We start from the raw sequence: 12,091 nt of genomic DNA, 5'->3' as shown, positions 1-12,091 counted from the left end.
GCCAAACAGTAACAATCCTTATTACATGCATAGCATAACATGATTTCAGTTTATTTGCAACCCTTTTCAAAAAACAACTGGTAAATAGTTTTTAGACATCTCTTAAGAAGTGTCAGAGTTTTAAAAAAAATATTCGTAAGGATGAGTTGTATGTTTGAATCGATTTCTATTCCAGATTTTGAAACACTTTATACTGAAACTGAACTTAACGTTATCGACATCCGTGAAACCAGTAATTATCTAAAAGGACACTTAGCCTACTCAATATCACTACCTGCCACTCTTTTGCCAAATATGTTAAAAAAACTGAATAAAGAGAAAACCTATCATATCATTAGTTATAGTGGGCGGCGTTCTGAAATCATTGCCTCATTTATGGCTTCTAAAGGTTTCCATGCTGTCCATGTAATTGGTGGAATACAGCACCTTTCACAAGCATTTTAACATTAAAAACGAGACTGGTCTATAACTCTGTGAGTTACAGACCAGTCTCATAGAATCCGAATAAATGGAGGGATTAGACGCTTCTGTCCCAACCTTTTTTTATATAATTTATGCAAATATATTGATTTTCTTACTTTTTATTAGTAAAATAGTTTCTGTCTATAAAAAATGATACTGAGGTATTCAAAGGAGATTTTACATGTCAAAATTACTTGTTGTTAAAGCACACCCGCTCACTAAAGAAGAATCTCGTTCGGTTCGTGCGTTAGAAACCTTTTTAGAAAGTTATCAAACACAAAATCCTACAGATGAAATCGACATTCTTGATGTCTATGCTGATTTTGTACCAGAGATTGATGAAGAATTACTTTCTGGTTGGGGTGCATTGCGCACTGGTACTGAATTTACAGCTTTAAATGAAAGCCAACAAGCTAAAGTTGCCCGTTTCAACGAGCTGACAGACCAGTTCTTAGGTGCTGATAAAGTAGTCATTGCCAATGCGTTATGGAATTTAAATGTTCCAACTCGTTTAAAAGCTTGGGTTGATACAATCAATGTTGCTGGCAAAACATTTAAATACACTGAAGAAGGACCAAAACCTTTAACTAACGGTAAAAAGGCCCTACACATTCAATCAAATGGTGGCTTCTACGAGGGACAAGATTTTGCTTCCCAATATGTAAAAGGAATTTTAAACTTCATCGGCATTGCTGAAGTCGATCAATTATTTATTGAAGGAATCGACCATCATCCTGAAAAAGCTGAGGAATTATTAGGTGCGGCAATGGATCAAGCAACAACTTTAGGTAAAACATTCTAAAAATAAAAAGACCGAAACAGACATGCTAGTCTATTTCGGTCTTCTTTTATTCTAATTTTTTTAATTCTTCTTCTTCATGATACAAACTGGAAACATCTTTATACCATTCAAAGACATGCGTTATAATGACCTTAGCTGCCGCATAAATAGGTATTCCTAAAATAACGCCAACTACACCGAATAGCTTCCCGGAAGTCAGCAGCACGACTAAAATCGTCACTGGATGGATATCAAGTTGACTCCCCAACACCAATGGTGAAATCACACGACCTTCAATTGTTTGTTCGATAACAAATACAACCAACACTTTTACAAGTAAAATAGGACCGCCTACGATTCCTAAAAACACAGCTGGTACCATTGCTAAAAATGATCCTAGATAAGGAATCAAATTAAGAAAACCTGCCGTAATGCCTAACGTGATTGCATAATCAAGTCCAATAAAAGAAAAGCCTAGAATAAACATTACTGCTACAGCAAATGCTACAGTCAGCTGACCACGAATATAAGAAGAAACTTGAGAATTAACTTCCCCCAGAACCTTCAATGTAGGTTTACGCATTTTATTGGGTAAAAATTTCATCAGATATGGCGCTAATTGTTTACCATCTTTTAAAAGATAAAATAAAATAAATGGCATCGTTATAATTGCAACAACGATCGTTGCAACTGCTCCAAAAAAGCTACCTATACCTTGAACTGTAAACGTAGAAATATTACGAATAATATCTCCCAATGAACTAATCATTTTGTCGCCCATGTCTTCTAACTGACTACGAAATTGAGCAAAAAACGGGTCACTTAAAATTTCTTGCATCTTTTGATCGATCGTATCAATATATTGTGGAAAATGGTTGCCAAAACTTATCGTCTGCTCTTGTATTTTGGGAACAATCACGACCAATCCCCAAATAATCAATGCCACCACTATAATAAATAGCCCAACGATACTCCAAATTCGTGGAACTTGTTTCTTTTCTAGATAATCAACGACTGGATTCATCAAATAATATAAAATACCTGCCATGATCAATGGTAAACCCACGACTCCTACAAATTGCCACACTGGCTTAAATAAATAGGACACCTTTGTAAATACAAGTAAAATTAGTAAAATGAGTAATACGATCAATAGTGAAGTCACTACTTGATTATTTAAAAACCAACGCCAAAACCATGAAAAACGTCTTTCTTTTTCTTTCTCTTGTCCCATTCAATCACACTCCAAGCGATGCATACTCAATGATTGATCCAACTTTGATTGTTGGAAATGCGCTAGGATCAAGGTATAAGCCATTCATAATCGCATCCTCTTCAGGTACATCAGCAAAAACTAGCGTTACATGAGCAATGCTATTCAAGTTATCGTTAGCAAACGGTCCTACATATTGAATTGTATAGTCTTGTTTGTCGATCTTCAATAAATCCCCTTTTTTCATGTTCAATGAGGGTATTTCTTGAAATTGTTGAATTACTGAATATTCTTTTAAGCCTTCTGTAGCACTTTCACCAAAAAGTATAATCATCGGTTCTTTTTCATCTAATGCACTAGCACCGATTTCTGTCACTGTAGCTTTCATCTAATTATCGCTCCTTATCCTATTAATCACTTTCATTATAGCATAGAACCTTTTTTCTTATTTGTTATTTTGGTCTTCATAAATTTATAAAAAAAACAAACAAGATTTCACTCATCCTGTTTGTCTATTTATACACGATACCTATCACGTTCAATTATTACGATAAAATCGTTACTTCTACTTGTCTGCGGCCCCAATTGATACATTGAGCTACATCAGAAAAGTGGAGGTCAATAATATTCCCTTTGATAGCACCACCCGTATCACTAGCAATCGCTTCGCCATAACCTTCAACATGTAGCTTTGTACCTAAAGGGATCACGCTAGGATCTACTGCAATTGCCATTGGGTCTACACGTAGGTCTTGCCCCATTGCGGTTAGATTGCCCCCACCGATAAACCCTTCATTACAAGAATAGGCTGTTGCTTCCATGATCAGCTTTTGACCGCTGGGTTTGCTACTTTCGGCTGTTTGTTTTGCCAATTCGGCTTGTTTTTGTTCAGATTCAGCCTTTTGTTTTGCAAGTTGCTCTTTTTTGTCAGCTTCCGCTTTGGCTTTCTCAGCTTGTTCTTTTGCTATCTTTTCTTTATTTAAAATATCAGACTTTACTAATTGAAATGCTTTTCCATCCGTTATTGAATAAATCATTGAGCTTGATAATTTTTTGGTTTTATATTCTGGTACAATTGTATAATCTGTCAAACTCTTGATGTCACTGCTCTTATTTTCAGCTGCGTATACAGGAATAACTGATCCCGTAATAAAGCAGGTAATGATAAATAAAATCGCTAACCATTTTCGCTTCATTAAATTGTTTCCTCCCTAAATTTCGTACGGGAGCAATCATAACACGCGACAAGCTCTTAATGGTTACCATTTCATTAAAGCTACGTTACAGCATGAAAGAAAACGTTTTATTGCTTGTTACATTGGAAATATTTTCATTTTTTTCAGGATAAATAAGCACGTTCACAGAAGAATAACCTTTTTTAGCAAGCATTGTTTGTTTCTCATTAAAATAGCAAAAAAAAACATCTACCCTAAGCTATTGTTATATTTACAGGGTATTAAGCTAGTAAACAGTTCAAAAACAATAGAAACTCCCTTTATATTACAGTGAAATTACAAGTAATTTCACTTAACTAAAATAAAAAGACAGCCTAAACTGACAAAGCAGTTTGAGCTGTCTCATAAATGATTACCTATTTAAAAAAGTCTAGAATATGAGCCCAAATTTCTTCTTTGAACACATCTTTTGGATTCCCTCCACCGATCACCCCATAGCCGATCATTGTACCAGCCACAAATAAGATGATCACTAAAGAAATCACTACTAAAACTTTCAACAAAGTCACTATAATATAGCGTGTCGAACTCATATCTCTTTCCCCTTTTAATTAACTGTAGACATTTTCTTTTCTACAACTTTTTCGTAGTTAATACGTTCCACTTTTGCTCCTAATTTTTGAAGTTTTTCATGGAATTTATAATAACCACGATCTAAATATTCTAAATGGGATACGCGTGTAATCCCACTAGCTCGTAATCCAACTAAGATCAACGCTGCTGCTGCACGTAAATCAGTTGCTTCTACAGACGCACCTTGTAATGCTTGAGTGCCGTTGATGATAGCAATATTTCCATCTATCTTAACATCGGCATTCATACGTTGCATCTCTTCTAAATGTTGGAAACGATTTTCAAATACAGTTTCAGTTACAACACTTGATCCTTCTGCTACCATTTGCATCGCAGTCATTTGCGCTTGCATATCTGTAGGGAAGCCCGGATGAGGCAATGTTTTAATGTCAGTTGGTTTAATCACTTTAGGTCCAATGACACGTAACCCGCCTCGTTCTTCGCGAATAACAGCACCCATTTCAGTTAATTTTGAAATAAGTGGACGATTATGTTCAGGAATTGCTTCTTCAATCAACACATCGCCTTCAGTCATCGCAGCTGCAACCATGAATGTTCCAGCTTCAATACGATCTTGAACGATGGAATGTTCAACAGCGTGAAGTTTAGTCACACCCTCGATACGCATCGTTTCAGTACCAGCACCGACAATTTTAGCACCCATTTTATTAAGAACATTCGCTAAATCAACGATTTCAGGTTCTCTTGCAACGTTTTCGATGACTGTCATTCCTTTAGCTTTGACAGCTGCCATCATAATATTTTGAGTAGCACCTACACTTGGGAAATCTAAATAAATCGTATTACCGATCAATTCATCCGCAATAGCTTCAATATAGCCATTTTTTTGAATGATTTTTGCACCTAGAGCTTGGAAGCCTTTCAAATGCAAATCAATTGGTCGTTTACCAATGGCACAGCCACCAGGCATTGCAACCTTGGCATGACCATTACGAGCCAATAGAGGCCCCATAACAACGATTGACGCTCTCATTTGACTAACATACTCATAATTTGCTTCGATGCCCAAAGGCTTAGTTGCATCTATTGTGACTTGGTTTTCTTCTTCATTAAAATCAATATCGACATTTAAGTGTTTGATAACTTGGTTCATTGTAAAAACATCAGAAAGAATCGGTACATTATTTAAAGTTGTTGTTCCTTCTTCAGCTAAAAGGGTTGCTGCTAAAATTGGCAATACTGCATTTTTAGCCCCTTCGATTTTCACAGTTCCTTTTAATTGGTTACCACCATGAACAATGATCTGTTCCATTTTGTTCCCCCCAAAAAAGTTAGAATTGGACTCTTCGATCCAAAATCTTTTCTATTATACCACTATTTACCAACAATTAGTATCTTTTCTTTTTATTCATCAACCTTTATGGAAAAAAAACAATAAATAAATTACGGCATAATGCCAGAAACTCTAAGAAAAATGAGCTTACCGTATAGCCAATAACGATTGATAATAGTACGATCAACAACCGCACCTGAGAGGTTTGATGAGCTTTAAAAAACTGCTCTATCCTGATCGATTGCATCGACCAAAAAGTAACATAAATAAACATCATATGACAAATGATCCGAATCACTGCATCAATACCAAAAAATTGCATAGGACTCTCCTTAATTTAAAAGCGTAGTAGGCTCGTTCAGTTTTGACAGGAAAATAGGAAAAATTGAGTGAGACGCTTTTTGTCTCACTCCATTTTTATCTTTTTCCCGAAAGACTAGCCTGCGAAGCTAGATACCATTAAAAGCTGAACGAGGTCGTTCAGTCTCGACTGCAAAATAGGGAAATAGGACTTAGGCGCTTTTTGCCTCAATCATATTTTATCTTTTTCCAAATGTCTAACTTACATAGCTTCACTAAGTAATATAGAAACAGTTTATCACAAATAAGCTGAAACAAAAAATAAAGATTCTTAACTTTTCTAAAAGAATTTATGTATATATCACTTTTTTTTAAAAAGTGAACTGAGATAATTAACTTATCTCAGTCACTTCCTTTTTTTACGTATGTTTTGACACATTGATTCGATTGATTGCGCGATGAAGCGCAACTGTTGCACGGCGTAATTCATCCGTATTTGCATTTTCCTTCGCTTTTTCAATCATACGCTCAGCTCGTTGTTTTGCACGCTCTGCACGGCTTACATCAATATCTCTTTCACGTTCTGCACTATCGGCAATAATTGAAACAACGTTATCACGAACTTCCATGATACCGCCATTAACAGCGATCCAATCCACGTGTGTATCAGAATCTGTTCTTTTTACACGAACTTCATCTATCGCTAAAGGAACAATGATTGGTGCATGTTTAGGTAAGATCCCAATTTCACCATCTGTTGTTTTGGCAACAACAATCGTTGCACGATGATCATAAACCAATCCATCAGGAGTCACCACATTGACAGTTAAACAATCCATATCTGTGTCTCCTCCTTTTAGTAGTTCAACGTCTTCGCTTTTTCTATAACATCTTCGATTCTACCGACACTACGGAAAGCTTCTTCCGGTAAGTCATCGTATTTTCCATCAAGAATCGCTCTAAAGCCACGAACAGTATCAGCAACTGGAACATATGAACCAGGTTGTCCGGTAAATTGTTCTGCTACATTAAAGTTTTGAGATAAGAAAAATTGGATACGGCGAGCGCGGCCAACCAAGATTTTTTCTTGATCTGATAATTCATCCATCCCTAAGATGGCAATGATATCTTGTAACTCACGGTAACGTTGCAATACATGTTGTACTTCTGTTGCTACAGCATAATGCTCGTCACCTACGACTTCTGGTGCTAAAGCACTTGAAGATGAAGCTAACGGATCAACTGCTGGGTAGATACCCATTTCAGTTAAACGACGCTCTAAGTTAGTTGTAGCATCTAAATGGGCAAAGGCTGTTGCCGGTGCCGGATCAGTATAGTCATCAGCTGGTACATAGATTGCTTGAATCGATGTGATAGAGCCTTTTTTGGTAGAAGTAATGCGTTCTTGCAATTGTCCCATTTCAGTCGCAAGTGTTGGTTGGTACCCAACGGCCGACGGCATCCGACCTAAGAGGGCAGACACTTCAGAACCTGCTTGAGTGAAACGGAAAATATTATCGATGAACAAGAGTACATCTTGACCTTCAACATCACGGAAATATTCCGCAATCGTCAAACCCGTTAACGCCACACGCATACGGGCACCAGGAGGCTCATTCATTTGACCGAAAACCATGGCTGTTTTTTCGATAACGCCAGAGTCCTTCATTTCAAAATAAAGGTCATTCCCTTCACGTGTCCGCTCACCAACACCAGTAAATACGGAAATACCGCCATGTTCTTGTGCAATATTATGAATTAGTTCTTGAATCAAAACGGTTTTACCAACACCGGCACCACCAAATAGTCCAACTTTACCACCTTTTAGGTAAGGTGCTAATAAATCGATTACTTTGATCCCAGTTTCTAAAATTTCATTACTTGTGCTTAAATCGGCAAAATCAGGGGCTTTTTTGTGAATGCCACTGCGGATAGCATCTTCTGGAAATGGTTCTTCCAAGTCGATCGTATCGCCTAGAACGTTGAAGACACGACCCAAGGTTTCTTTTCCAACAGGAACAGAAATGGGTTTACCTGTATCGATGACTTCCATGCCACGTTGTAATCCATCTGTGGATTCCATGGCGATCGAACGAATAACACCGTCACCTAGTTCTAAAGCTACTTCTAGCACGACTTTTTGTTTTTCTTCGCCGTTTTTATAAACGACTAATGCATTGTTTATATCTGGTAAGGATTGATCTAGTGAAAACTCCACGTCAACAACGGGACCGATTACTTCAACAATCTTTCCTGAACTCATGTGTCTTTCCTCCATTTCGTTTAAAAAGGTTATAAAAATATTGTTCAAGAGCGAGTAGTTGGAGCACAGTCAGACTGTCCATTTTTTGGATATTTTGACTGTGTGAAACTGCTGAGCTCTTGGTATTTTTATACCGTTGAAGAGGTTATAAAAATATTGTTCAAGAGCGAGCAGTTGGAGCACAATCTGACTATCCGCTTTTTGGATATTCAGATTGTGTGAAACTGCTGAGCTCTTGGTATTTTTATACCGTTAAAGAGGTTATAAAAATATCGAAGGCTCGACAGATTTACACCTAACGAGGTCATGATAAACCCTATCTTCTCTATTACTTTATACGAAGTTTGAGTCAATCTGACTCAAATTCTACTTTTTTATTCTAACGCTGCAGCGCCTGCTACAATTTCAGTGATTTCTTGTGTGATTGCACCTTGGCGAGCCCGGTTATAAGAAATCGTCAAATCACTAATAATATTTTGCGCATTATCAGTGGCTGTTTTCATCGCTGTCATTCCAGCAGCATGTTCCGCTGTTTTGGCATCGATAATAGCGCCATAAATCAAACTTTCAGCATATTGCGGTAATAAATTATCTAAGATGGCTTCTTCTGAAGGCTCTAAAATATATTCTTGCTCATACGTTGTCGCTTCATCTGGATCTAAATCTGAAATCGGCAGCATTTTTTCTACACGAAATTGGCTAGTCAATGAATTAATATGGTGGTTATAGCAAACATACAACTCATCAAAGACTTCACTTTCATACATCGTAGTAGCCGTCGAAACGATTTTCCTAACTTCATCAAAACTAGGTTGATCACTTAAGCCACGAAGCTCATAAGCAACATTTATTCCACGAGCTTTGAAAAAATCTGCCCCCGTTCCGCCAATAGCAATCAAGACATATTCATCTTGAGATTTATGATCATCTGCCATCATTTTCATCGTTTGTTTCAAAATTGAACTGTTATACCCACCAACTAATCCTTTATCAGAAGTAATGACGATATAACCTGTTTTTTTCACAGGACGAGATGTTAGCATCATATGGTAGTTTCCACTTTCTGACGCTTCTTCATTGTCATATGAATCCAATTCTTCCAGATCACTTAATTGTGCTGCCACAAGATGAGTAACGATAGAACGGATTTTTGACGCATATTCTTGAAAACTTCTAGAAGCCGCTTCTGATTTTGTCAGTTTAGCACCTGAAACCATCTGCATAGCGTTGGTGATTTGACTGGTTTTTTTAGTTGAAGCAATGCGTTGTTTGATTTCATTTAATGAAGCACCCAATTCTTGTCACCTCTCTTACGCATTTTGAATTGATTCAAGTGTATCTTTTGCAGTAGAAACTTCTGAGTTGGCTGCACCGAAAATTTCTTTAAATTCGCTGATTGCTGCATCTAGATCTTCTGATTTTGGTAAATCTTTCGTTGTGCGGATCGTTTCAAATAACTCAGGATGTTTGCCATCTAAAAAGTCAAATAATTCAGATTCAAAATCTAGAATTTTTGCAACACTGATACTGTCTAAGAAGCCATGTGTCAATGCATATAAGATCACAACTTGTTTTTCTACCGCTAATGGCGCATGTAGTTTTTGTTTTAAAATTTCAACAGTACGACGACCACGATTTAATTTTGCTTGTGTTGCCGCATCTAAATCAGAACCAAATTGAGTGAAGGCTTCTAATTCACGGTAACTAGCTAAATCTAAACGAAGCGTACCTGCTACTTTTTTCATTGCTTTGATTTGTGCTGAACCACCAACACGCGATACTGAAAGACCGGCGTCAACGGCTGGACGAGTTCCTGCATAGAATAAGTCGCTTTCTAGGAAGATTTGTCCATCTGTGATTGAAATAACATTTGTTGGGATATAAGCTGAAATATCTCCGGCTTGGGTTTCAACAAATGGCAAGGCAGTCATTGAACCACCGCCTAATTCATCGCTTAATTTTGCTGCACGTTCTAATAGACGTGAATGCAGATAGAAAACATCACCTGGATAAGCTTCCCGACCTGGAGGACGGCGTAGTAATAATGAAAGTTCACGATAAGCAACAGCTTGTTTTGATAAGTCATCAAAGATGATCAAAACATGCTTGCCGTTATACATGAATTCTTCACCCATCGCAGCTCCTGCATAAGGGGCAATATAAAGTAATGGCGCTGGTTGAGATGCTCCAGCATTTACAATAATTGTATAATCAAGGGCACCATATGCTCTTAGTGTTTCAACTTGGTTACGAACCGTTGATTCCTTTTGGCCGATTGCAACATAGATACAAATAACATCTTGACCTTTTTGGTTGATGATTGTATCAATGGCAATCGATGTTTTACCTGTTTTACGGTCACCGATCACTAATTCACGTTGCCCACGACCGATTGGTACAAGTGCGTCGATCGCTTTGAGACCTGTTTGCATTGGTTGGTCAACTGATTTTCTTTGCATAACACCTGGCGCTGCCGCTTCAACAGGACGAGTCTTATCCGTTTTGATTTCACCTAAGCCGTCGATTGGTTGGCCTAACGGATTAACAACACGTCCGATCATTGCTTCACCAACTGGAACTTCCATGATTTTACCAGTCCGTTTTACTTTGTCGCCTTCTCGAATGGTTTCAAAATCACCCAAGATGATAATACCGACATCATTGGTTTCTAAGTTTTGCGCCATTCCGTATGAGCCATTAGAAAATTCAAGTAATTCTCCACTCATCGCATTTTCTAAACCATGGGCACGAGCAATTCCATCCCCAACGTATGTGACAGTTCCAATCTCTTCGACTGCCAATTCTTGTTGATAATTTTTGATTTGTTCCTTAATCAAGGCACTGATTTCTTCTGCTTTGATAGCCATTCAATTCACCTCTTTATTGTGCTGAACGTTATTTTAATAACAATTCTTGGATTCGTTCTAACTGTTTGTGGATACTACCATCAATCACTTTGTAATTGGCTTCGATGATTACGCCGCCAACAATGGTTGGATCGATTAAATTGATTAAATTTGCTTGTTCATAGCCTAAAAGTTTGGCTGCTTTTTCTTCCATCAATTGATGCTGTTCTTTCGTTAATGGAACGGCAGTCAAAGCTGTTCCTAAAAGTAAGCTCTTGTGTTCATCATAACGTCTTTCGTATTCATCGATCATCAATAGAAGATCATTCATACGGGAATAGTTATAAACGACTTTTAAAAAGTTCTCTGTCGTGCCTTCAAAGCCATTTAACATTTGTTTCATAATCTCGTCTTTTTCGTAAGGTTCAAGACGAACATCACTTAAGATATCGCCTAAATCTGGCACTTCATTAAAAATTTCTCTAAGTTTTAATAAGTCTTGATAAATGCTGTCAGCTTCTTGCTTTTCAATCGCCAACTCAAACAAAGCTTTGCCATAGCGTTTACCGACTGTATATTTATCTAGCTTCATTTGACTTACCTAAGCCTTCGATATAAGAATTGATCAGCGAGTCATGTGCATCAGGGGTCAATTCTTTATTTAAAATTTTCTCTGCAATTTGTAAAGACAAGGTTGCCACTTCATCTTTAACAGACGCCAACGCTTCTTCATGCTCTTGAGAAATATCAAGACGTGCTTTTTCTCGTAAACGTGAAACTTCATCATTGGTTTCTGATAAGATTTTTTGACGGTTTTGGTCTCCGCTCTCTTTCGCATGTTTAAGGATTTCTGCTGCTTCTGATTTAGAAGAAAGCAATTTTTGTTGGCGTTCTTCTTGCAACTTAGCAGCTGCGATTCGAGATTGTTCTGCAGAATCTAAATCGTTGGCAATTTTATCTTCACGTTTTTTTAACATATCAGTGATAGCTTCCCAAGCGAATTTCTTGATTAGAAGCATCAAAATTAGAAAAGCGCCACTTACAACAATCATTGTACCGATTGTTGTACTGGGTCCTGCTTCACCGATTACTAAATAATCTAGCATGAAGTTTCAACTTCCTTT

General features: G+C 37.4%; 14 protein-coding genes. 2 read left to right on the top strand and 12 right to left on the bottom strand.

The window, feature by feature from the left end:
- Positions 1 to 150 precede the first annotated feature (150 nt).
- Together A5819_RS12135 and A5819_RS12130 are read left to right on the top strand one after the other, a co-directional pair.
- A complete protein-coding gene (locus tag A5819_RS12135; RefSeq protein WP_086279039.1) occupies positions 151 to 444 on the top strand; it encodes a rhodanese-like domain-containing protein in 294 nt (97 codons plus the stop codon).
- A 199-nt stretch (positions 445 to 643) separates the two neighbouring features.
- Positions 644 to 1,264 (top strand): FMN-dependent NADH-azoreductase, encoded by a 621-nt coding sequence (locus A5819_RS12130; RefSeq protein WP_086279038.1) that lies wholly within the window; start codon positions 644 to 646, stop codon positions 1,262 to 1,264.
- Between the two features lie 46 nt (positions 1,265 to 1,310).
- Here the strand turns inward: A5819_RS12130 and A5819_RS12125 are convergent, their stop codons facing one another.
- From A5819_RS12125 to atpF, 12 genes are all read right to left on the bottom strand, one after another.
- Positions 1,311 to 2,477, bottom strand: coding sequence for an AI-2E family transporter (locus A5819_RS12125; RefSeq protein WP_086279037.1), 1,167 nt, complete (start codon positions 2,475 to 2,477; stop codon positions 1,311 to 1,313).
- Between the two features lie 4 nt (positions 2,478 to 2,481).
- Positions 2,482 to 2,844 (bottom strand): PTS glucitol/sorbitol transporter subunit IIA, encoded by a 363-nt coding sequence (locus tag A5819_RS12120; protein WP_086279036.1) that lies wholly within the window; start codon positions 2,842 to 2,844, stop codon positions 2,482 to 2,484.
- Between the two features lie 157 nt (positions 2,845 to 3,001).
- Positions 3,002 to 3,652 carry a 3D domain-containing protein gene (locus A5819_RS12115; RefSeq protein WP_086279035.1) on the bottom strand — a complete coding sequence of 217 codons (651 nt, stop codon included), beginning with the start codon at positions 3,650 to 3,652 and terminating at the stop codon, positions 3,002 to 3,004.
- A gap of 395 nt (positions 3,653 to 4,047) precedes the next feature.
- Positions 4,048 to 4,224 (bottom strand): DNA-directed RNA polymerase subunit beta, encoded by a 177-nt coding sequence (locus A5819_RS12110; protein WP_086279034.1) that lies wholly within the window; start codon positions 4,222 to 4,224, stop codon positions 4,048 to 4,050.
- Positions 4,225 to 4,238: 14 nt separating this feature from the next.
- The gene (gene murA / locus A5819_RS12105; protein ID WP_086279033.1) at positions 4,239 to 5,537 is read right to left on the bottom strand and encodes a UDP-N-acetylglucosamine 1-carboxyvinyltransferase; all 1,299 of its coding nucleotides are present in this window, start codon (positions 5,535 to 5,537) and stop codon (positions 4,239 to 4,241) included.
- Positions 5,538 to 5,643: 106 nt separating this feature from the next.
- Positions 5,644 to 5,880 (bottom strand): DUF1146 family protein, encoded by a 237-nt coding sequence (locus tag A5819_RS12100; RefSeq protein WP_086279032.1) that lies wholly within the window; start codon positions 5,878 to 5,880, stop codon positions 5,644 to 5,646.
- Positions 5,881 to 6,277: 397 nt separating this feature from the next.
- Positions 6,278 to 6,697 carry a F0F1 ATP synthase subunit epsilon gene (locus A5819_RS12095; RefSeq protein ID WP_010772960.1) on the bottom strand — a complete coding sequence of 140 codons (420 nt, stop codon included), beginning with the start codon at positions 6,695 to 6,697 and terminating at the stop codon, positions 6,278 to 6,280.
- A gap of 17 nt (positions 6,698 to 6,714) precedes the next feature.
- Positions 6,715 to 8,121 carry a F0F1 ATP synthase subunit beta gene (atpD, locus tag A5819_RS12090; RefSeq protein WP_086279031.1) on the bottom strand — a complete coding sequence of 469 codons (1,407 nt, stop codon included), beginning with the start codon at positions 8,119 to 8,121 and terminating at the stop codon, positions 6,715 to 6,717.
- A gap of 374 nt (positions 8,122 to 8,495) precedes the next feature.
- Positions 8,496 to 9,416 (bottom strand): F0F1 ATP synthase subunit gamma, encoded by a 921-nt coding sequence (locus tag A5819_RS12085; protein ID WP_086279030.1) that lies wholly within the window; start codon positions 9,414 to 9,416, stop codon positions 8,496 to 8,498.
- Positions 9,417 to 9,431: 15 nt separating this feature from the next.
- Positions 9,432 to 10,988: a F0F1 ATP synthase subunit alpha gene (gene atpA / locus A5819_RS12080; RefSeq protein WP_086279029.1), complete on the bottom strand. Its 1,557-nt coding sequence runs from the start codon at positions 10,986 to 10,988 to the stop codon at positions 9,432 to 9,434.
- A gap of 28 nt (positions 10,989 to 11,016) precedes the next feature.
- Positions 11,017 to 11,559 (bottom strand): ATP synthase F1 subunit delta, encoded by a 543-nt coding sequence (gene atpH, locus A5819_RS12075; RefSeq protein ID WP_086279028.1) that lies wholly within the window; start codon positions 11,557 to 11,559, stop codon positions 11,017 to 11,019.
- Positions 11,546 to 12,073, bottom strand: coding sequence for a F0F1 ATP synthase subunit B (gene atpF / locus A5819_RS12070; RefSeq protein ID WP_086279027.1), 528 nt, complete (start codon positions 12,071 to 12,073; stop codon positions 11,546 to 11,548). The genes atpH and atpF overlap by 14 nt, the downstream gene beginning before the upstream one ends.
- Positions 12,074 to 12,091 lie beyond the last annotated feature (18 nt).

Source organism: Enterococcus sp. 7E2_DIV0204 (assembly GCF_002140855.1).
Lineage (GTDB): Bacteria > Bacillota > Bacilli > Lactobacillales > Enterococcaceae > Enterococcus_L > Enterococcus_L lemimoniae.
This window is presented reverse-complemented; position numbering and strand designations above follow the sequence as displayed.